At 66.2% G+C, this 20,383-nt stretch carries 17 protein-coding genes; 11 read left to right on the top strand and 6 right to left on the bottom strand.

Translation table 11 applies throughout. From position 1 onward, the window contains the following. Positions 1 to 71 precede the first annotated feature (71 nt). Positions 72 to 2,408, top strand: coding sequence for an ATP-dependent Clp protease ATP-binding subunit ClpA (clpA, locus tag KAK09_RS11920; protein WP_210879165.1), 2,337 nt, complete (start codon positions 72 to 74; stop codon positions 2,406 to 2,408). Positions 2,409 to 2,471: 63 nt separating this feature from the next. Here clpA and KAK09_RS11915 read toward each other — a convergent pair whose 3' ends face one another. The 3 genes from KAK09_RS11915 to KAK09_RS11905 all read right to left on the bottom strand — a co-directional run bounded on the left by KAK09_RS11915 (position 2,472) and on the right by KAK09_RS11905 (position 6,068). Continuing rightward, positions 2,472 to 4,271: a peptidoglycan -binding protein gene (locus tag KAK09_RS11915; RefSeq protein ID WP_210879164.1), complete on the bottom strand. Its 1,800-nt coding sequence runs from the start codon at positions 4,269 to 4,271 to the stop codon at positions 2,472 to 2,474. 1 nt (position 4,272) lies between these two features. Continuing rightward, the gene (locus KAK09_RS11910; RefSeq protein ID WP_210879163.1) at positions 4,273 to 5,478 is read right to left on the bottom strand and encodes a biopolymer transporter ExbB; all 1,206 of its coding nucleotides are present in this window, start codon (positions 5,476 to 5,478) and stop codon (positions 4,273 to 4,275) included. 65 nt (positions 5,479 to 5,543) lie between these two features. Beyond that, complete coding sequence (locus KAK09_RS11905) at positions 5,544 to 6,068, bottom strand: gamma-glutamylcyclotransferase (RefSeq protein WP_210879162.1); 525 nt, start codon at positions 6,066 to 6,068, stop codon at positions 5,544 to 5,546. Positions 6,069 to 6,141: 73 nt separating this feature from the next. Here KAK09_RS11905 and KAK09_RS11900 point away from each other — a divergent pair, with 73 nt between their 5' ends. Beyond that, positions 6,142 to 7,143, top strand: coding sequence for a DUF2125 domain-containing protein (locus tag KAK09_RS11900; protein WP_247651203.1), 1,002 nt, complete (start codon positions 6,142 to 6,144; stop codon positions 7,141 to 7,143). Between the two features lie 13 nt (positions 7,144 to 7,156). On the opposite strand, the gene KAK09_RS11895 is transcribed toward KAK09_RS11900, so the two are convergent. The 3 genes from KAK09_RS11895 to KAK09_RS11885 form a co-directional block, all read right to left on the bottom strand. Next, positions 7,157 to 7,333, bottom strand: coding sequence for a hypothetical protein (locus KAK09_RS11895; protein ID WP_210879160.1), 177 nt, complete (start codon positions 7,331 to 7,333; stop codon positions 7,157 to 7,159). Then, on the bottom strand, positions 7,330 to 8,397 hold the full coding sequence (locus tag KAK09_RS11890) for a YeeE/YedE family protein (protein ID WP_210879209.1): 1,068 nt from the start codon (positions 8,395 to 8,397) through the stop codon (positions 7,330 to 7,332). The genes KAK09_RS11895 and KAK09_RS11890 overlap by 4 nt, the downstream gene beginning before the upstream one ends. A 72-nt stretch (positions 8,398 to 8,469) precedes the next feature. Further along, on the bottom strand, positions 8,470 to 9,411 hold the full coding sequence (locus KAK09_RS11885; protein ID WP_210879159.1) for a sulfurtransferase: 942 nt from the start codon (positions 9,409 to 9,411) through the stop codon (positions 8,470 to 8,472). A 182-nt stretch (positions 9,412 to 9,593) separates the two neighbouring features. Between KAK09_RS11885 and KAK09_RS11880 the strand changes: the two genes are divergently transcribed. From KAK09_RS11880 to KAK09_RS11840, 9 genes are all read left to right on the top strand, one after another. Then, positions 9,594 to 10,484 carry a LysR substrate-binding domain-containing protein gene (locus KAK09_RS11880; protein ID WP_210879158.1) on the top strand — a complete coding sequence of 297 codons (891 nt, stop codon included), beginning with the start codon at positions 9,594 to 9,596 and terminating at the stop codon, positions 10,482 to 10,484. 135 nt (positions 10,485 to 10,619) lie between these two features. Further along, a complete protein-coding gene (locus KAK09_RS11875; protein ID WP_210879157.1) occupies positions 10,620 to 12,677 on the top strand; it encodes an ABC transporter substrate-binding protein in 2,058 nt (685 codons plus the stop codon). Positions 12,678 to 12,738: 61 nt separating this feature from the next. Beyond that, positions 12,739 to 13,731, top strand: coding sequence for an ABC transporter permease (locus KAK09_RS11870; RefSeq protein ID WP_247651202.1), 993 nt, complete (start codon positions 12,739 to 12,741; stop codon positions 13,729 to 13,731). 1 nt (position 13,732) lies between these two features. Then, positions 13,733 to 14,884 carry an ABC transporter permease gene (locus KAK09_RS11865; RefSeq protein WP_210879156.1) on the top strand — a complete coding sequence of 384 codons (1,152 nt, stop codon included), beginning with the start codon at positions 13,733 to 13,735 and terminating at the stop codon, positions 14,882 to 14,884. Beyond that, entirely contained in the window at positions 14,884 to 15,882 is a 999-nt protein-coding gene (locus tag KAK09_RS11860; RefSeq protein WP_210879155.1) for an ABC transporter ATP-binding protein, read from the top strand. The genes KAK09_RS11865 and KAK09_RS11860 overlap by 1 nt, the downstream gene beginning before the upstream one ends. After that, the gene (locus KAK09_RS11855) at positions 15,879 to 16,928 is read left to right on the top strand and encodes an ABC transporter ATP-binding protein (protein ID WP_210879154.1); all 1,050 of its coding nucleotides are present in this window, start codon (positions 15,879 to 15,881) and stop codon (positions 16,926 to 16,928) included. Before KAK09_RS11860 ends, KAK09_RS11855 begins: the two co-directional genes overlap by 4 nt. Beyond that, positions 16,925 to 18,112: a 2-aminoethylphosphonate--pyruvate transaminase gene (locus KAK09_RS11850; RefSeq protein ID WP_210879153.1), complete on the top strand. Its 1,188-nt coding sequence runs from the start codon at positions 16,925 to 16,927 to the stop codon at positions 18,110 to 18,112. The genes KAK09_RS11855 and KAK09_RS11850 overlap by 4 nt, the downstream gene beginning before the upstream one ends. Next, complete coding sequence (gene phnX / locus KAK09_RS11845) at positions 18,109 to 18,894, top strand: phosphonoacetaldehyde hydrolase (RefSeq protein WP_210879152.1); 786 nt, start codon at positions 18,109 to 18,111, stop codon at positions 18,892 to 18,894. The genes KAK09_RS11850 and phnX overlap by 4 nt, the downstream gene beginning before the upstream one ends. Then, positions 18,894 to 20,378: a sulfatase-like hydrolase/transferase gene (locus KAK09_RS11840; RefSeq protein ID WP_210879151.1), complete on the top strand. Its 1,485-nt coding sequence runs from the start codon at positions 18,894 to 18,896 to the stop codon at positions 20,376 to 20,378. Before phnX ends, KAK09_RS11840 begins: the two co-directional genes overlap by 1 nt. The last annotated feature ends 5 nt before the right edge of the window (positions 20,379 to 20,383 follow it).

Genomic DNA, 20,383 nt, shown 5'->3' with positions numbered 1-20,383 from the left:
AAACTTTAACACTATGAGGCCAAGGTTGTCGGGTAAGATGCCTGGCGGCCAAGATCAGAAGGAGCACGACCGTGCCTTCATTCTCGACAACACTTGAACAGGCAATCCATGCCGCTCTCGCGCTTGCCAATGCGCGGCGGCACGAATTCGCAACCCTCGAGCATCTCCTGCTGGCGCTGGTGGACGAACCCGACGCCGCGCGCGTGATGAAGGCATGCAGCGTCGATACCGAAGAATTGCGCACCTCTCTGGTGGAATTCATCGACGAGGATCTCGCCAATCTGATCACCGATATCGACGGCTCCGAGGCGGTGCCGACGGCAGCATTCCAGCGCGTGATCCAGCGCGCGGCGATCCACGTCCAGAGTTCGGGGCGCACCGAAGTGACGGGCGCGAACGTGCTGGTGGCGATCTTTGCCGAGCGTGAATCGAACGCGGCCTATTTCCTACAGGAACAGGACATGACGCGCTATGACGCGGTGAATTTCATCGCCCATGGCGTTGCCAAGAACCCGGCCTATGGCGAATCCCGCCCTGTCACCGGCGCGACGGAGATGGACGACGAAGGCACCGGCACCAAGGTCGAGAGCGACGCCGTAGAAGTGGGTGATTCGGCTCTCTCCAAATACTGCGTGGACCTCAACGAAAAGGCCCGGCGCGGCGATATCGACCCGCTCATCGGTCGGGACCGCGAAGTCGAGCGGTGCATCCAGGTTCTTTGCCGGCGGCGCAAGAACAACCCGATCCTCGTGGGTGATCCGGGCGTCGGCAAGACCGCCATCGCCGAGGGTCTGGCGCACAAGATCGTCAAGGGCGAAACGCCCGAGGTGCTTGCCCACACCACGATCTATTCGCTCGACATGGGCGCGCTTCTGGCGGGCACCCGCTATCGTGGCGATTTCGAGGAACGGCTCAAGGCGGTAGTCACCGAGCTTGAGAAGCATCCCGACGCGGTGCTTTTCATCGACGAAATCCACACCGTGATCGGCGCGGGCGCCACCTCGGGCGGGGCGATGGATGCCTCCAACCTGCTCAAGCCCGCGCTTCAGGGCGGCAAGCTGCGCTGCATGGGCTCGACCACCTACAAGGAGTTCCGCCAGCATTTCGAGAAGGACCGCGCGCTGGCCCGCCGCTTCCAGAAGATCGATGTAAGCGAACCGACGGTGGAGGATGCGATCAAGATCCTCCTGGGCCTCAAGCCCTATTTCGAGGACCACCATTCGGTCAAGTATACCAACGACGCGATCCGCTCGGCCGTGGATCTCTCGGCGCGCTACATCAACGACCGCAAGCTGCCCGACAAAGCCATCGACGTGATCGACGAGGCGGGTGCGGCGCAGCACCTCGTCGCCGCCTCCAAGCGGCGCAAGTCCATCGGCGTCAAGGAGATCGAGGATGTGGTCGCCAAGATCGCCCGCATCCCGCCCAAGAACGTGTCCAAGAACGATGCCGAGGTTCTACGCGATCTCGAAGGCGCGCTAAAGCGGGTCGTATTCGGTCAGGATGCCGCCATCGAGGCACTGTCCTCGGCGATCAAGCTCGCGCGCGCCGGGCTACGTGAGCCGGAGAAACCCATCGGCAACTACCTTTTCGCCGGACCCACCGGGGTGGGCAAGACCGAGGTGGCCAAGCAACTTGCCGAAACCCTGGGCGTGGAACTGCTGCGTTTTGATATGTCGGAATACATGGAAAAACACGCCGTCTCGCGCCTCATCGGCGCGCCACCGGGCTATGTCGGCTTCGATCAGGGGGGCCTCTTGACCGACGGGGTCGATCAGCATCCCCATTGCGTGCTGCTTCTCGACGAGATCGAAAAGGCGCACCCGGACGTGTTCAACATCCTGCTTCAGGTGATGGACCACGGCACGCTCACCGACCATAACGGCCGCAAGGTCGATTTCCGCAACGTCGTGCTCATCATGACCTCGAACGCGGGCGCGGCGGAACAGGCGAAATCGGCCATCGGCTTTGGCCGCGACCGCCGTGAGGGCGAGGATACTGCCGCCATCGAGCGCACCTTCACCCCCGAATTCCGCAACCGGCTCGATGCTATCATCTCCTTCGGCGCGCTGCCGCGCGGGGTGATCCTCAAGGTGGTCGAGAAGTTCGTGCTGCAACTCGAAGCGCAGCTCATGGATCGTGACGTGACCATCGAGCTGAGCGACGAAGCCGCCGCCTGGCTGGCCGACAAGGGCTATGACGACCGCATGGGCGCGCGCCCGCTTGGCCGGGTGATCCAGGAGCACATCAAGAAGCCGCTGGCCGAGGAACTGCTGTTCGGCAAGCTGGCCAAGGGCGGGGTGGTCAAGGTGGGTGTTCGCGACGACAGGATCGCCCTCGACATCGAAGGCCCCGTCACCCGCCGCCTCACCGGCAAGAAGAAGCCGCCCCTGCTGACAGCGGAATGACCTGCGCATCGTTCCGGTCTCGCCCTTCCCCCGCGAGACCGGAACGGAAGGGCCGCAAGGGCGTCAGCGCGTGGTCAGTTTCAACTCGATCCGCCGGTTCTGCGCCCGAGCCTCGGGCGTGTCTGCCGGGTTGAGCGGCTGATATTCGCCATAGCCATTGGCCGACAGCCGCCTGGCCGGGAAGCCCAGCACCGTCGCCAGATAGCGCACCACCGACAGCGCCCGCGCCTGGCTCAGCGCCCAGTTGTCGGCGAACCGCGCACCAGGCATGAGCGGCACGGTATCGGTGTGCCCATCCACCTGCAGAATCCAGTCGATCTCGGGCGGGATCTCGTCGATCACATTGCCCAGAAGCCGCGCCACCCCTGCGATCTCGCGTTGTCCGGCCTCCGAAAGCTCGGCCTCACCCGGCGCGAACAGCACCTCTGACGAGAACACGAACCGGTCGCCCACGATCCGGACCCCTTCCTGCTGGCCCAGGATTTCGCGCATCCGCCCGAAGAAATCCGATCGGTATCTCTCCAGATCCGCCTTTTCCGCGGCCAGCCGCTCGGCCTCGGCCTGCAAGAGCGCGGCGCGCTCCTCCTCTGCCTGCCGCCGCCGGCGCTCCTCGGCGGCCACGCGCGCCAGCGCGGTGTTGAGTTCGTTACCCAGCGATTGCAACTGCACCTCGGCCTCGGCCTCTCGGTCCCGCGCGTCGTCGAGCAACGCCTGCAACTCAGACAATTGCGTGCGCAGCGCCGCCACCTGGCTGTTCAGCAAGGCCTGCTCGCGCCGCGCGGCCTCGGAGATTGCGGCCTCCTGCGCCAGCCGCGCGCGCGCCTCGGACAGAAGCACCGCTCGCTCCTGCGCCGCACTCAGCCGATCCTCGGCCTCGGCCTCGGCCGCGCGCTGCGCGGCCAGCGCCGCCACCAGCCGCGCACGCAGCTCCTCGGCGGTCTGTGCCCCGGCGCGCGCGTCGGCCAGCGCCGTTTCCAGCTGGCCTATCTCGGCTTCGCGCCCCTCCAGCCCCAGCAGCGCCTGCGCCAGCCGCGCGTCGAGATCGTCGCGCACCGCTTCGGTCGCCGCCAGAAGCGTAAGCGTCTCCTCCGCCCGCCGCCGCTCTGCCTCCAGCGCCAGCGTCATCGCCGTCAGCTCCGTCTGCGCCCCCTCCAGCCGCGCGCGCAACGCCTCTGCGGCCGCCGCCTCGGCGATCCGCGCGGCCTCCTCCTCGCTCAACCGCTCTTCGAGCGCCGCCTGCGCCGCACCCGCCTCGGCTTCGCGCGCGCGCAGATCGGCCACCAGCGCCTCAAGCGCCTCACGCCGCGCCGCCGCCAGACGCGCGGCCTCGGCCTGTTCGTCCACCTCCTCGCGGAGCCCAGCCAGCGCGAGGTTGAGCGCGGCCTGTTCGTCAAGCAAATCCGCCTGCGCGCCCTCGAGATCGGCCACCCGCCCAAGCGCGTGGTCGCGCTCGGCCAGAAGGCTTGCCACCTGTTCCTCAAAGCTGGCAATATGTCCCCGCGCCTCTTCCAGCGCGGCGGCCTGTTCATCGCCTTGCGCGCGCAACCGCGCGATCAGCGCCGCCTGTTCGGTGGCGCGCGTGCGTGCATCGCCCAACGTGGCGGTCAGCACACCCACCCGGTCCTGAAGGCTGGCGTTGCGATCCTCGGCCAGCCCCAGAGCGCGCGACAGCGCGGCCACCTCGGCGGAAAGCGTGTCGAGCCTGGACGCCTGCCCGCTGATCTCTTCTCGCAGCACGAATTGCACGATCATGAAGATCGTCAACACGAACATCAGCACCAGAAGCAGCCCGGTCATCGCGTCCACGAAACCGGGCCAGATCGCGCCCTGGAACCGTGCCCCCGTGCGCCTCGAGAGCGCCATCTCAGCCGTCCTCGTCGCGCGGAATCACCGGGCGGGCGGGGCGCTGCGCGCCTGCGCGCGCCTGTCCCAGAAGGCGGGTAAGCGCGGCCAGATCGGTGCGCAATTCGGTCATCGTCTCCTGCCGCCCGGCGCTGATTTCTTCGAGAATGCGCAGCATCTGCACATCGATCGAGCGCAAGCGCATCCGGCTTTCGGCGTCAAGCCCTTCGGAGGTCTCGCGCGCCTCGATCGCCTCGGAGAGCCGCTCCTGCCCCTCGGCCACGCGCATCAGCGCCACCTGAACCGGGTTCTGATCGCTCATCCGATGGGTCAGACGCTCGATTGAATCGGCAAGGATGCCGAGTTTTTCATCGACCATGGCGCGGCCCATCTCGGCTTGCGAAAACATCGCCTGCAACGCATCCATCTGCTCGCTCACCTGTTCGGCCATCGCGTCAAGCACATGGGCCACGCCGCTGCCCTCACCCTCGCCTTCGGCAAAACCCAAACGGGTGATGGTTGAAATCCACTCCTCCAACTCGCGGTAAAACCGGTTCTGCCCATGACTCGCGAACAGCTCCAGCAACCCCACGACAAGCGAGCCGGACAGCCCCAGGAGCGACGAGGCAAAGGCCACGCCCATGCCGCCCAGTTGCGCCTCGAGCCCGGTCATCAGCCGGTTGAAGATCTCCACCCCCTCCTCACCCTCCTGGGGGGCCAGGCTGCGGATGGTATCGACCACCGCCGGAACAGTGGTGGCAAGGCCATAGAACGTGCCCAGAAGCCCGAGGAAAATCAGCAAGCTCACGATATAGCGGGTAATCTCTCGCGCCTCGTCTATGCGCTGCGCCACCGAATCGAGGATCGAGCGGGCCGAGGTCGAGGCGATCTGCATCCGCCGCCCGCGCCCGCGCAGCATGGTGGCAAGCGGCGCGAGCATGGCAGGCGGATGCGTCAGTTCGTGGCCAGGCACCTGCCCGGCAAACCCTTCGATCCAGCGCGCCGAGCCGATCAGTTGAAAGACCTGCCAAAAGGTCGCGATCACGCCCAGTACGAAGACGAAGAAGATAAAACCGTTCAGCCACGGGTTCGCCTCGAACACCGGCATCACCCGTGGCAAGGCCAGGAACGCACCGAACCCGGTCAGCCCGACCACGACCACCATGAGCATGATCTGGCGGTAGGGATAGGAAAACTGCGGCTCGACCTCGCGGTCCGGCTGGTCCATCTGGACGCTCCCGACACGGTGTTTATCGCGTGCAGCCTACGCGGCTTGGCCCGTCAAGCCAAGGCTTAACCACAGAGGTGGCGCACCCGGCGCACAAGCCAGTCAAGTTCGCCGTCATGCAGGCCAAGTTCCTGCAGATGGGCGGTGGTGTTGAACAGATATTCGGTATTCGGCCCCCGCCCGCCATGGGCGCGGGCGATGATCTGCGCCTGTTCCTCCAGATCGATACCGCCGCAATACTGCCCGTGATCGGGATCGACCACATAGGTCACCGCCTCGACGCGGCGACCATCGGCAAGTGCCACCTCCAACCGCTGCTCCAGATAGGCCGAGGAAATCAGTTCGCGTTCGCGCAGATAGGCCAGCACCTCGTCGGCGCGATCGGAGGCGGCGCGCAGCGCCACCCCCTCGCATGACCCCCCCGGCACCCGGTCGAGCGCGAGCACCAGCCCCGGCGTCTCGGGCGTGCCGCGATGGTGGATCGAGCGCATGCAGAAGCTGCGCCGATAATCAGGCAACCGCGCAATCACCCGTTCGATCGTGTCGAATCCCGGATTCCAGACCAGCGATCCATATCCGAACACCCACATGCCATTTCCCCTGTTCCTCGCGCACCCGCCCTTATAAACACAGCCCCAACCAGGCATGAAAGGGGCTTTTGCCATGCGCTTATTGCTTGCGGTCCTCATTCTGGGCGCGTCGCTCTGGGGCGGCTACTGGTTTGTGGGCAGTCGCGGTATCGAGGCGGGATTTTCCCGGTGGTTCGACGCGCGCCGCACGGATGGCTGGGTGGCCGAGACACGCGCGCTTGATGTGCAGGGCTTTCCCAACCGGTTCGACACCGCGTTCACCGATCTCGCGCTGGCCGATCCGCGCAGCGGGCTGGCCTGGGAGGTGCCCTATTTCCAGATCAACGCACTCAGCTACCGGCCCAATCATGTCATCGCGGTCTGGCCCGAGCGGCAGTTGCTCGCCACCCCGCAGGAAAAGTTCCTGCTTGAAAGCCGCGACATGCGCGCCTCGCTGGTCATCGCGCCCGATACCGCGCTCGCGCCCCGGCGCATGACGTTGACGGCCGGGTTTCTGCGCGTGACCCCTCAGGGGCGGACGGACGAGACCTCCGCCCTGTCCGCCCTCTCGCTTGCCGCAGAGCGGCTGGAGGGCTTCGACTATCGCCTCGGGCTGCGCGCCGAGGGGCTCACCCTCGCGGCGCCCTGGCACACGCTGCTCGATCCCGAGAACCGCCTGCCGCGTCAGATCAGCGGCGTCACCGCCGATCTGACAGTGACCTTCGACAAGCCCTGGGACCGCAGCGCCATCGAGCGCGCCCGCCCGCAGCCCACGCGAATCAAGGTGGCGCTGGCCAATGGCCGCTGGGGCGATCTGCACCTTCAGGCAGCGGGCACGGTGGATGTGGACGCGCGCGGCTTTCCCGAGGGTGAAATCACGCTCAAGGCGCGCAACTGGCGCGAGATCGTGACGCTGATGCGGGTGGCGGGCGTCCTGCCTGAAAGCATGGCGCAGACGGTCGAGAACGGGCTGGGCATGATGGCGCGCATGGCCGGGAACCCCGAGACGCTGGATGTCCCGCTCGGGTTCAGCGACGGGCGCGTATGGCTTGGCCCAGTGCCCATCGGCCCGGCCCCGCTGCTGCGGTTACGCTGATGGCGTGCCGGGATCAGCGCGCGGGCGGCGGTGGTGCCGCGCAATGCCCGCCCGTGGCTGCCAGCCCCGAGCCGAGCGCGATCATCGGAGGCGCCTTATAGGGGTTGAGCGGCTGCGACTGCGCCCGGTCGAGCGCGAGCAGCACCCCCACCCCGAGCAGCACCAGAAGGGTGATATGGACCCGCCTCACCGCCGCACCTCCAGTCCCAGCATGGGCCGGAGTCTTATGCCCACGAAGGAGCCGGCAAAGGCCGCCGCGAACCACACCCAGCCATGGGCCGAGCCGGTGGCGATGCCGCTGAAGAACGCACCGATATTGCAGCCCAGGGCCAGCCGCGAGGAATAGCCCAGAACCAGCCCCGCGACGATCACCGCCACCCAGGCCCGCGCGGGCAGGATTCCCACCGGCGAGCCCAACCCTGCCCGCCACCACGCCACCAGCGCCGCGCCGCCAATGAGGCCCAGATCCGTGAGCGAGGTGACATCTGTCAGAAGGCTCGCCTGCACCTGCGCCGCATTGCTCGATGCCGACCAGAACACCGAGCCGGACAGATCACCGCCCATGGCCACCACCCCCTTGGCCACCCAGAGACCCAGGCCATACACCACGCCCCAGGGCTGCCCCGCCACCACCAGATGCAGGATGGCCAGCGCCGCCAGCGCCAGCAGCGCCCCCCAATAGCGCGCGGGCAGGCGATGGCTTCCCTTGCGCCCGAGCAAGAGCGCCACACCGGCCACACCGGCCAGCCCCAGCAGCGTGATGCCAAGCCCACTGGTTCCCTCCAGCACGATGACCGGCAGGCTGCCAAGCGAGGTCCACCAGCTCAGGTGATACGCCCCTGCGAAACTGCCGATGGCAAAGAACGGCAGCGCCAACGCACTGACGACATTGCCGCTTCCGGCATTGACCAGCGTGCCCGAGCCGCAGCCCAGCACGATCTGCATCGCCGCGCCGAACACAAAGGCCCCGCCGATCATGGCAAGCCCGATGGGTGCGTGCGCGCCCTTCAACTCGGCCCCGCTCGCCGCCAAGAGCGGCAGCGCCGCCATCGCCACGATGGCAATCGCCAGAAGCTGCGCCAGAAGGCCAGAGGCGTCCCGCTCAAGAATCATCCGCCGCCATGGCCCGGTAAAGCCGAAGCGGAACCCCTCGAGCGTGAGGCCAAAGCCCAGCCCGATCAGCAGCACCATGCCCGAGCGCGGCCCGGCGATCAGCGCGACCGAAAGCACCACCGCCGCCACCAGCACCAGCATCGTCGCACGCGAAAAAAGGCCCGGCGCTGTGGCTGCATCGGGCATCGTGGTAACCGTTGTCATGGGCGCGCCTTAGTATTTGCCGGTGATCTTGTTGAGCATGTTCCGCAGCAGACCCGGCACATTGGCCATTTCGCCCCCCGCGATTGACCAGCCGACGATCGATTCGGGATACATCCGCACCCCCTCGATCCCGGCCAGTTCGCTCAGCGCGAACCAGTTGGTCGCGGCCCAGTGCCCGGTGTTGCAGAAACTCACCAGCCGGTCGCCGGGGCCAAAGCCGTTTTCTGCCGCCAGTTGCCGCACGAGGTCGGGTTTGATCAGCGCGGGTTCGCTCTGGCCGAACCAGCGGTCATGGGTGAAGTAGCGCGACTGCGGAAGGGTGCCGGGGCGCGCCGCGGCGGTGTGCTTGGTCTCGCCCTTCCAGAACGCCTCGGGGCGCGCGTCGATCAACTGCGCCGTGTCGCGCCCCTGGACGATGGCCTGCACATCCTCGCGCGTGGCCAGCCATTCGCGCGAGAAACGCACGGTGATGTCCGATGGCACGACCTGCCGCGCGGGGCCGGTTTCCAGTGCGCCCCCGGCCCGTGTCCAAGCATTCATGCCGCCATTGAGAATGGCCAGCGTGCTGACCCCGCTGGACTTGAGCGTCCAGTAAACCCGCGCCGCCGCGCCGAAATCGGTCTGGTCGGCGCCCTGATGAACCACCACCACGGGTGTATCTGTCGCGATGCCAAGCCCGCGCAGCACCTCGGTCAGATGCGCCTCGGTGACAAGCTGTCCGGGGTTTTCGGCCGGGCCGCGAAATACGCCATAAGGCGCGTTGAGCGCCCCGGGGATGTGCCCCCTCTCGAAGGCGCTTCTTGCGCGGATATCGAGCACGACGGGCGCTTCGGCCTCGATCGCGGCGCGCAGTCCGTCCACATCGACAAGCGGTCCAAGCTGCGCCTGCGACGCCATCGGCAAAACGGCCAGGGTCACGGCAAGCAGAAGGTGGCGAAATCGGTCGAACATCTGGGAATCCTTTGGCGCGGAAACTCGATCTGGCGAATTCAATACGCCGCACGCCCCGCCGCAGCAAGACAGGAGCGTCATTTTCACGTCCCTTTGAGCGCCGCCTCCGCGCCACTTGGCGCTGGACAAGCGGCGCCAATCCCCCAAGCATGGCGCGGCACGATTACCGAAAAGGCAGAACGATGGCCAAACCGCCCTTCACGCTGGTGCAACTCTCGGTACTGGAGGCGATCGCACGCTGCGGCGGGATCGGGGCAGCGGCACGCGATCTGGGATTGTCGCAGCCCTCGGTCTCGAACCACCTGTCGCAGATCGAGGAAAAGCTGCGCGCGCGGCTGTTCGACCGCTCGGGCCACCGGCTCGAGGCGAACGCCCTGCTGATGCCGCTTTTGCCGCGCCTGCGTGCACTCCTGCAACTTTCCGACGAGGTGGCGGGCGCGCTTGGCGGGCTGGCCACGCTCGAATCCGGGCGTCTGGCGATCGGCTACACCACGCATCAGTTCATCATGGACATTCTCGCCACCTTCCGCCAGCGCCACCCCGGCGTGCGGATCGAGGCGCGCTGTCACGGCTCGCATGACCTGCTCGAAGGGTTGCGTCACGGCGCGTTCGAGGCCTGTTTCGTTACCCTCCCCGAGCCGGAACCGGACCTGGTGTGCCTGGAATTGCGGCGCGAGGACGTGGTGCTCATGGTCGGGCGCGACACGGCGCTGGCGAGGCGCGCGCGGATTTCATGGGCCGAGGTGGGCACGCTCGACCTCATCCGCCGCGAAGGGGCGTCGGGTACGCGGCGGCTGTTCGATGCCTATGCCGCGCGGCAGCGGATCGCGCTGCGCACCGCCATCGACCTCGGATCGTGGGAGTCGATGCGCCTCGCGGCGGCGCAAGGCGTGGGCGTGGGCGTGGCCATGGCGGGCGAGATCGAGCCGGACGATTCGCGCATCGTCGCCCTCACTCTGGACGAGCCGGTGCCGCGTCTCGGGCACTACCTCGTCACCCTGCCCGAACAACGCGATATGAGCGCGGTCGCGGCACTATTCGAGATTGCCGGGCAGCGCAAGCGCGCCGCCTGATAGAAACCCTGCCGACGCACATTTAGCAATCAAATGAATAATAGTGTTTCATTTAACCGTCACAGAATCGTGTAAAGGGATGACAGGCTGAAATTTAGCGGTAACATCCCGCCACCAACACCTGGAGGAAAACCGATGCGTCCGAAGAAGAACATGCTGCTTGCCAGCACCACGGCGCTGGCCCTGAGCGGAACCATGGCATTCGCCGCCTGCCCGCCCGCCACCGTCGCCGACATGAAGGGCCTCGTGCCCGCCTATCCGCAACAGTTCGAACTGGCCGAATTCCAGTCTGCGGCAAGTTGCACGCTCGACCTGGCCGAAAATCCGGCGATGGCAGAGCTCAACGCGCGCATCGCGGGCAACCCGAATCTGCCGCCGGTGGCCGAGCGTTTGCCCGAGGAGCCGCTTGTCGTCGCGCCCTACACGGCCATCGGTCAGCACGGCGGCACCCTGACGGGTGTGTCGCGCGCCACTGAATCCGGCACTTCCGACCTTTTGTCGGTCCGCCATGTCAACCTTGTGCGTTACTCCGACGATCTCAAGACCATCGTGCCCAACGTGGCCAAGGCTTGGTCATGGAACGGTGATTTCACGCAACTGAGCTTCACCCTGCGCAAGGGGCACAAATGGTCCGACGGCGCGCCCTTCACCGCGCATGACGTGGTGTTCTGGTATGACGACATCCTGACCAACCCGGCGATCACCGAACAGACCCCCGGCCGCTGGCTTTTTGGCGGCGAACCGGCCCGCGTCGAAGCGGTGGATGATGTCACCGTCAGCTTCACCTTCCCCACACCGCAGCCCAATCTCATCAACCGCTGGGCGATGGATTACGGCCAGACCTTCCTGCCGCGCCACTTCCTTGGCCGCTTCATGGACAAATACAATGACGGCGCCGCCGCCCTGCGCGCCGAGCACGGCTTTGCCAGCGAGAAGGATGCAGTGGATTTCTACTACGGCGCCTCCGACTGGAAGGACGTGCCTTCGCCGCTCCTGAAAGACCCCGCCAAGGCCGCCTCAATCGGGGTAGCCGTCAAGCCGACGCTGGAAAGCCATATCCTTGTGGCCGAGGATTCCAACGGCCGCCGCCTTGTCGCCAACCCCTATTTCCACATGGTCGATACGGGCGGCAATCAACTGCCCTATATCTCGGAAATCCGCGAGGAATATGTCCCCGAGCGCGATGTGGTGAACCTCAAGGTCATGAATGGCGAGATTTCCTGGAAACAACAGGCCATCGAGCTCAATGACTTTCCGCTCCTGAAGGAGAACGAGGCCAAGGGCAACTATACGGTAAGCCTTGCGCCGACACTGGGCGAGACGGTCTATTATTCCTTCGCGCGCAACCACAAGGACCCGGTGCTGCGCGACATCTTCAACGATCCGCGCTTTTCACAAGCCATGTCGATGGGCCTCGACCGCGAGGAAATCCGCGAGATCGTCTATCTTGGACAGGGCACGCCCGCGCAGGCCATCCCGGTGGAGGCCAAGACCGTCGATTTCGTGCCCGACTATGCGCTGACGCAGTTCCTCGAACATGACGTGGCGGCGGCCAATGCGCTGCTCGATGAGATGGGCCTTGCCCGCAACAGCAGCGGCAAGCGCCAGCGCCCCGACGGCAGGCCGCTTGCCATCCGCATCCTTTTCGCCAGCCAGGGCAGCCCAGTGCAGTTGCACGAACTGTCACGCGGCATGTGGGAGGATTTGGGACTGACCGTCGATCTGCGCGAGGTGACATCGGACGAATACCGTGCCAGCGCCAATGCCAATGACGTGGACGTGTTCATCTGGAAGAATGACGGCATCTCGGGTCCGTTCATCGCGCAGGATGCCACCATGCTGGTGCCGCCCTTCGGCGATTTCTTCAACCCCGGCGGCGGGTTCGAATGGGCCAAGTGGAAAGAGACGGGCGGCGCAGAGGGTATCGAGCCGCCTGCCGACATCCAGAAGCTGTGGGATCTCTCCGAGCAGTTCCTGTCGGTGCCGCTCGGCACGCCCGAATCGAGCAAGATCGGCGAAGAGATCGTGCGCATCCATGCCGACCAGATGCTCAAGATCGGGATCGTGGGCGAAATCCCGTCTCCTTACGTCCACCACAACAGCCTGCAGAACGTGCAGCCGCTCACGTCCAAGACCTATGACTACTACTGGACCTCTCCCTATCGTTCGCATCAGTGGTTCATCGCCAACTGAGGATTGAGCACCGCCCGTCCCGGTATCATGCCGGGGCGGGCGCAGCCCTTGGGGGACACAGATGGCCCGTTTCCTGATAGACCGGCTTTTCGGCATGGTCGTGACGCTGTTTCTTGTCTCGATCATGGTGTTCATCATCATGGAACTGCCGCCCGGCGACTATGCCGAGCGCTATGCGTTCCGCAAGTATTCCGGCACCGGCGTCACCATGACCGCCGCCGATGTGCAGGCGATCCGGGTCGAGCTTGGCCTCGATGCGCCCGCCGTCACGCGCTATCTCGACTGGATCGGCGGCATCGTGCTGCGCGGCGATTTCGGCCCCGCCTATGCCTTCGACACATCGGTGAACAATATCATCGGCGACAAGATATGGCTTACGCTCGGGCTTCTCTTCGCCACGCTGATCGTGACCTATCTGGTCTCGATCCCCGTTGGCATCTATGCCGCCGTGCGGCGCGGCAGCCTTGCCGATTACGGCCTGACGGTGTTTTCCTATCTGGGCCTTGCGCTGCCGAATTTCCTGCTGGCGCTGGTTCTGCTCTATTTTGCCAATCGCTGGTTCGGCACTTCGATCGGGGGGCTGTTCAGTGCGAAATATTCCGATGCGCCCTGGTCGCTGGCGAAATTCGGCGATCTTCTGGGCCATCTGTGGCTGCCTGCCATGGTGCTGGCCTGGTCGGCCATGGCCTATCAGATCCAGACCGTGCGCGCGACCATGTCGGACGAGTTGGGCAAGCTTTCCGTGGTGGCCGCACGCGCGCGCGGTGTGCCCGAGGGGCGGCTGTTGCTGAAGTATCCCGCGCGGCTGGCGATCAATCCGGTGGTCTCGACCATCGGTTTCGACGTCAACCGGATATTCTCGGAACTGCCCATCGTGGCGGTGGTGCTGGGGCTGACGGAACTGGGCGATCTGCTGCTCAAATCCTATCTCGATCTCGACATGAACGTGGCGGGCGCGATCCTGTTGATGCTGACAATCGTGATCGTGGTGATGAATTTCGTCTCGGACCTGCTTCTGGCATGGCTCGATCCGCGTATCCGGCTCGGAGGATGACATGACCGACACGCCCGACAGCCCGCCCGAGACCGCCGCAGAGCGCCGAGCGCGCCGCCAGCGCGAACGCTATTATTCGGCCAGCCAATGGACGCTGATCTGGTGGCGGTTTCGCCGTCACCGCGCGGCCATGGCGGCGGCCTGCGTGCTGGGGGTGATGGTGTTTCTGGGCCTTTTTGCCGAATTCTTCGCGCCTTACGGCACCACCGAGCGCAACCGCGACTACCTTTCCGGGCCGCCGCAGATCCCGATGTTCTGCGACGATAACGGCTGTAGCCTGCGCCCCTTCGTCCATGGCACACGGACAGAGCGCGACCCGGTGACGCTGCGCGCCGTGGCGATGCCAGACCCAGAGACGCGGCGATATGTGAGCTTTTTCGTCGAGGGCCAGCCCGCGCGCCTGCTGGGCGTCATCCCCATTCAGACGCGGCTTGTCGGGCTGGAGGATGGCGCGCGCCTGCATCTGTGGGGCACCGATCAGATGGGGCGCGACGTGTTCTCGCGCACGCTTTACGCCACGCGCACCTCGCTTTCCATCGGGGTGGCGGGGGTGCTCATCTCCTTCGTGCTGGCACTCGCCATCGGGGGGGCGGCTGGCTATTTCGGCGGCATGGTGGATAACGTGATCCAGCGATTCACAGAGGTTGTGCGCGTGATCCCGATCATCCCGCTTTACATGGGCCTTGCCGCGGCCATGCCAAAGGACTGGTCCTCGACACAAGTATACTTTGCGATGACGATCATTCTCGGCCTCTTCGGCTGGCCGACACTGGCGCGGCGCATCCGAAGCCAGCTTCTGTCGATCCGGGGTGAGGATTACGTGCTGGCGGCTGAGTTGGCCGGCGCGCGCCCGGCGCGCGTGATCGCCACCCACATGCTGCCGTCCTTCACCAGCTTCATCATCGTCGATCTGGTGATCTCTTTTCCCTACATGATCCTGTCGGAAACCGCGCTCAGCTTTATCGGCCTCGGGCTACGCCCGCCTTCGGTGTCGTGGGGGGTGATGCTGCAACAGGCGCAATCGGTGCAGGCCATCGAACAGGCGCCGTGGCTGTTCATCCCGGCGGTGTTCGTGGTGCTGGCGGTGCTGGCCTTCACCGTTCTGGGCGACGGGCTGCGCGACGCGGCCGATCCCTATTCGGAGGCGCGCTGATGCTTACCGTCGAGAACCTCTCGATCAGCTTTCGCACCGATGAGGGGCGCATCACCCCGGTGCAGGGGGTGGGGTTTTCGGTGGCCGAGGGCCGCACCCTCGGTATCGTCGGCGAAAGCGGCTCGGGCAAGTCGGTCTCGACCAAGGCGCTGATGCGGCTTCTGCCCGGCAATGCCGAAATCGACACAAAGGCACGGATGCGCTACATCGCCAAATCCGGCGAGGAAATCGCCATCGAGACATTGAAGGCCGGCTCGCGCACCCTGCGCCACCTGCGCGGCGGCGAGATTGGCATGATCTTTCAGGAGCCGATGGCCAGCTTTTCACCAGTCTACACCATCGGCAACCAGATCATGGAGACGATCCGCCTGCATCGCGGCCTAAAGGGCCGCGCGGGCCGCGATCTGGCGGTGGCCATGCTGACCAAGGTCGGTATCTCCAACCCCTCGACGCGCGTCGATCAATACCCCCACGAATTGTCGGGCGGGATGCGGCAACGCGCGATGATCGCGCTCGCGCTCTCCGCCGGGCCGCGCCTTCTGATCGCCGATGAGCCCACGACCGCACTTGACGTGACCATTCAGGCGCAGGTGCTTGACCTCATGCGCGGGCTGCAACGCGATCTCGGCATGGGGATGATCTTCATCACCCATGATCTGGGCGTGATCGCGCATGTGGCCGATGACGTGGCGGTGATGTATCTGGGCACCATCGTCGAAACAGGCACCGCGCGCGAGGTGCTGAAATCCCCCGCGCACCCCTATACGCGCGGCCTGATTAAGGCGATCCCGCGCGCCGACAGGCTTGATGCGCGGCTCGAGGCGGTGCCGGGCGACATCCCCTCGCCCTCGGCGCGGCCTGCGGGCTGTCCGTTCCATCCGCGCTGCGCCGAGGTGATCCCGGGGCTTTGTGATCGGGCGACCCCGCCCGAGGTGGTGCTGTCCGAAGGCCGCCGCGTGCGCTGTCACCTGCATGACCAGACGAGGGCCGTGGCATGACCCCCGATACCCGCCCGCTCATTGAAATCCGCGATCTGGAGGTGAGCTTCGATCTGGGCAAGCGCGGGTTCTTTTCCGGCACCCGCAAGCAACTCAAGGCCGTGGATGGCGTCAGCTTCGATATCCGCCGGGGCGAGACCGTGGGCCTTGTGGGCGAGAGCGGCTCGGGCAAGACCACCGTGGGCCGCGCGATCCTGCGGGTGATCGCCCCCTCTGGAGGGCAGGTGCTTTTGCACGGTGACGGCGCGCCGCTTGACCTTGTGCCCCTCGGCCCGAAGGCGCTGCGCCCGCTGCGCCCGCGCATGAGCCTTGTGTTTCAGGACCCCTATTCAAGCCTCAACCCCCGCATGACCGTGCGCGACATCATCGCCGAGCCACTGGTCGCCGCAAACCTCATGCGCGAGCGCGACCAGATCGACGCCCGCGTGCGCGAGATCGCCGCGCGCTGCAAGCTGGATCTGGAACATCTGCGCCGCTTCCCCCACGCCTTTTCCGGTGGCCAGCGACAGCGTATCTGCATCGCCCGCGCCCTCGTGGCACGGCCCGATTTCGTCGTCTGCGATGAAAGCGTCTCGGCGCTCGATGTCTCGATTCAGGCTGAAATCATAAACCTTCTCAAGGATTTACAGGACGAAACCGGCACATCCTTCCTGTTCATCGCCCATGATCTGAGCGTGGTGGCGCGCATCAGCCATCGCGTCGCGGTGATGTATGTGGGCCGCTTCGTGGAATACGCCCCCACCGAGAGCCTGTTCTTCCACCCGCGCCACCCCTATACCCACGCGCTGCTCTCTGCCGTGCCCGAACCCGATCCCGATCTGCCCTTCACGCCCGAGCGCCTTCTGGGCGAAATTCCGAACCCCGCCGACGCGCCCCCCGGCTGCCGCTTTCACACCCGTTGCCCCTTTGCGCGACCGCGCTGCGCGCTTGAGGTGCCGGATTGGCGCAAACTGGCCTCAGATCATTTCGTGGCCTGTCACTATGCCGGGGAATTCGATTTCCGTAGAAATCGGACATCCGCCCCAAAGGAGACCGAACCGACGTGACCCCCCTAAAGATCGAGCAGCCCCAGGGCGGCGAACCGTGGCTTCTGACGCCGGGGCCGCTCTCCACCTCCTACAGCGTCAAGGCGGCCATGCTGCGCGACCTCGGCAGTTGGGACAGCGATTTCCGCGCCATGACCGCGCGGCTGCGCGCGACGCTCGTGGCGCTCTTGGGGCCGGGGGGCGCGGATTTCACCTGCGTGCCGATGCAGGGCTCTGGCTCTTTCGTGGTCGAGGCGATGCTGGGCACGCTGGTGCCGCGCACGGGCAAGGCACTGGTGCTGGCCAATGGCGCCTACGGCCTGCGCGCGGCGGCGGCCCTGCGCCAGATGGGCCGCGCGGTCGAGGTGCTTGACAAGGGCGATTACCTGCCGCCGCGCGGGGCCGAGGTGACTGCCCTTTTGGCCCGCGATCCATCCATCACCCATGTGATAGCCATCCATTGCGAGACCTCATCGGGCATCCTCAACCCGCTTTCGGAAATCGCCGAGGCGGTCGCGGAGGCAGGCCGCCGCCTCTTGGTCGATTCCATGTCCGCCTTCGGCGCGGTGGCATTGCCAAAGGGCCTGCCCTTCGACGCGCTGGTAAGTTCGGCCAACAAATGCATCGAGGGCGTGCCCGGTTTCGGCTTTGCGCTTGTCCGCCGTGGGGTGCTGGAGGCGGCGCAAGGCAATGCCCATTCCCTCGCGCTCGATCTCTACGCCCAATGGGCCGAGTTCGAGCGCTCCGGCCAATGGCGCTACACGCCCCCCACCCATACCGTCGCCGCCTTCCTTCAGGCGCTGGATGAGCACAACGACGAAGGCGGCGTGGCCGCGCGCGGCGCGCGCTACGGCGCCAACCGCGATGCGCTGGTGGCGGGGATGCGGGGGCTTGGCTTCGAGACACTTCTGGCCGATCGCTGGCTCTCGCCCATCATCACCACATTCTTCTGCCCCGCCGATCCGGCCTTTGTCTTTGCCGATTTCTACGACCGGATGAAGGCGCGCGGCTTCATCCTCTATCCCGGCAAGCTGACGGTCGTGGACAGTTTCCGCATGGGCCATATCGGGCGGTTTGACGCGGATGTGATGCGCGACGCGGTGACCGCTGTCGGCGCGGTTCTGAACGAAATGGGCGTCACCTCCGCCGCGCCGCCCGGGGCGGCACTGGTGGAAAAACAACGCGCGGAAAGGGAGATGGCATGACCAAATTCGAGGCGGTGATTTTCGACTGGGCGGGCACGCTCATCGATTTCGGGTCTTTCGCACCGATGGGCGCCTTTGTCGAGGCCTTCGCCCATTTCGGCGTGAACGTCAGCATCGCGGATGCGCGCGGGCCGATGGGCGCGCCCAAGCGCGACCATATCCGCGCCATGATGGCGCTGCCGCATGTGGCCGAGGGCTGGCGCGCGGCACAAGGCTCCGCGCCGAATGAGGCCGCGATAGACCGCATCTACGAGGTGTTCGTGCCGATGAACGAGGAGGTGGTGGCGCGCTACGCGACGCTTGTTCCCGGCGCGGCCCGAACGCTCGAATGGCTCGCGCAACAGGGCATCCGCGTGGGCACCACCACAGGCTATACCCGCTCGATCATGGCGCGCGTGCTGCCCGTGGTGGCCGACCAGGGCTTTGCCCCCGAGGTCTGCATCTGCGCCGATGACGTGCCCAAGGGCCGCCCCGGCCCGTGGCAGATGTATCGCGTCTTTGCCGACATGACGCTTGTGCCCGGCCCCCATATCGTCAAGGTCGATGACACGCCCCCCGGCATCAAAGAGGGCCGCGCCACCGGCTGCACCGTGGTGGGCGTGGCACTTTCGGGCAATATCGCCGGGCGCACGCCCGAGGAACTGGCGGGCCTCACAGAGGCCGAGCGCGACGCGATCCGCGCGCAGGCAGACGCGGAGTTGCGCGCCGCCGGGGCCGATCACGTGATCGATTCCATCGCCGATCTGCCCGCGCTGCTTGAGCGGCTCAAATCGGAGGGGTGATGGCCCCGAACCTCCTCTTCGTGACGCTCGATCAGTTGCGCGCCGATGCGGTATTCGGCGCGCTTCATGGCATCGTGCCCACCCCCGCGCTTGACCGGCTGCGCGCCGAGGGGGTGAGCTTTACCAACTGCTTTACCGCTGCCGTGCCCTGCGGCCCCGCGCGCGCCTCGCTTCTGACCGGGCTTTACGCCTTCAACCATCGCGGCATCCGCAATGGCACGCCGGTGGCGCGCCACCACGCGACGCTGGCCACTGAGTTGCGCCGCGCGGGGACCGAACCGCTGCTTTTCGGCTATTGCGACATGGCCGCCGATCCGTCCGAGCACCCGCCTGACGATCCAGACCTTGCCACCTACGAGCTGCCCGCGCGCGGCTTTCGCGAAATCGTCGAGATGCGGTTCGAGGCCCCTCTCGCGTGGATCGGGCATTTGCGCAGCCGTGGCTATGACCTGCCCTCCCCCCTGCCGCAACGCTGGTTCGACCTCTACCAGCCGGTCGGCGATGGGCTGCGCGCGCCCGCGCTCTACCGGGCCGAGGACAGCGACACCGCCTGGCTTACCGACCGCACGCTGGAAGCACTCGATGCGCGCCGCGATGGTGCGTGGTGCGCGCATCTGACCTACATCCGCCCTCACCCACCGCTTGTCGCACCCGAGCCGTGGAACCGTCTGGCCGATACCGCCCGTATCCCTGCACCCGCGCCCGCCGGCCCCGATCACCCGTTCCGCACCGCGTGGTTCTCGGCGCCCGCGCAACACGGGCTTTTCCGGGGCTTCGACGGGCGCTGCGATCGCCTTGCGCCCGCGCAGGTGGCCGATCTGCGCGCCACCTATCTCGGGCTTCTGGCCGAGGTGGATCACCACCTTGGCCGTCTGCTCGACTGGCTGGACAGCACCGGGCAGGCCGGGCGCACGCTCGTGGTGCTGCTGTCGGATCACGGCGAGATGCTGGGCGATCAGGGCTATTGGGGCAAGGACAACGTGCTCGGCCCCGCCCATCACGTGCCGCTCCTGATCCGTGGCCCTGGCGTGGCGTCGGGGCGGGAGGTGGCCGATATGGTCTCGACCGTGGATGTGGCCCCGACGATCCTGGAGTTGATGGGTGTGGATGTGCCGCCCGCCATGGACGGCGCAAGCCTTGTGCCCTTTCTGCATGGCACTGCCCCCGAAGTCTGGCGTGGCCTGTCCCTCACCGAGATCGACCTGTCGCAGCCGGGCGCGCCCACGCGGTTCGAGCGCGCGCTTGGCCTCACCCCGCTTACCGCCAATGCCGCCATCCTGCGCGACGCGACCCACAGCCTTGTGCATTTCAATGGCGGGGTGCCGCCGATGCTGTTCGACCGGCGCCGCGATCCTGCGGAATGTCATGATCTGGCGTCAACACCCCAGGGCGCGGCAGAGGTGGCGCGGCTGCGCGCGGCGCTCCTCGATCTGCGGATGACGCGCGCCGACCGGCGATTGACTCATCTGTCGCACCTGCCCTGACCGGC

It is taken from the genome of Roseovarius autotrophicus, assembly GCF_018069895.1.
Lineage (GTDB): Bacteria > Pseudomonadota > Alphaproteobacteria > Rhodobacterales > Rhodobacteraceae > Roseovarius > Roseovarius autotrophicus.
The sequence above is the reverse complement of the archived record's forward strand: the minus strand, read 5'-3'. Positions and strand labels throughout refer to the sequence as shown.

Excerpts from the sequence above, each read along its gene's own strand:
- KAK09_RS11915 (WP_210879164.1), bottom strand. The coding sequence starts at position 4,271 with ATGGCGCTCTCGAGGCGCACGGGGGCACGGTTCCAGGGCGCGATCTGG.
- KAK09_RS11910 (WP_210879163.1), bottom strand. The coding sequence starts at position 5,478 with ATGGACCAGCCGGACCGCGAGGTCGAGCCGCAGTTTTCCTATCCCTAC.
- KAK09_RS11905 (WP_210879162.1), bottom strand. The coding sequence starts at position 6,068 with ATGTGGGTGTTCGGATATGGATCGCTGGTCTGGAATCCGGGATTCGAC.
- KAK09_RS11900 (WP_247651203.1), top strand. The coding sequence starts at position 6,142 with ATGCGCTTATTGCTTGCGGTCCTCATTCTGGGCGCGTCGCTCTGGGGC.
- KAK09_RS11890 (WP_210879209.1), bottom strand. The coding sequence starts at position 8,397 with ATGCTGGTGCTGGTGGCGGCGGTGGTGCTTTCGGTCGCGCTGATCGCC.
- KAK09_RS11885 (WP_210879159.1), bottom strand. The coding sequence starts at position 9,411 with ATGTTCGACCGATTTCGCCACCTTCTGCTTGCCGTGACCCTGGCCGTT.
- KAK09_RS11880 (WP_210879158.1), top strand. The coding sequence starts at position 9,594 with ATGGCCAAACCGCCCTTCACGCTGGTGCAACTCTCGGTACTGGAGGCG.
- KAK09_RS11875 (WP_210879157.1), top strand. The coding sequence starts at position 10,620 with ATGCGTCCGAAGAAGAACATGCTGCTTGCCAGCACCACGGCGCTGGCC.
- KAK09_RS11870 (WP_247651202.1), top strand. The coding sequence starts at position 12,739 with ATGGCCCGTTTCCTGATAGACCGGCTTTTCGGCATGGTCGTGACGCTG.
- KAK09_RS11865 (WP_210879156.1), top strand. The coding sequence starts at position 13,733 with ATGACCGACACGCCCGACAGCCCGCCCGAGACCGCCGCAGAGCGCCGA.
- KAK09_RS11860 (WP_210879155.1), top strand. The coding sequence starts at position 14,884 with ATGCTTACCGTCGAGAACCTCTCGATCAGCTTTCGCACCGATGAGGGG.
- KAK09_RS11855 (WP_210879154.1), top strand. The coding sequence starts at position 15,879 with ATGACCCCCGATACCCGCCCGCTCATTGAAATCCGCGATCTGGAGGTG.
- phnX (WP_210879152.1), top strand. The coding sequence starts at position 18,109 with ATGACCAAATTCGAGGCGGTGATTTTCGACTGGGCGGGCACGCTCATC.
- KAK09_RS11840 (WP_210879151.1), top strand. The coding sequence starts at position 18,894 with ATGGCCCCGAACCTCCTCTTCGTGACGCTCGATCAGTTGCGCGCCGAT.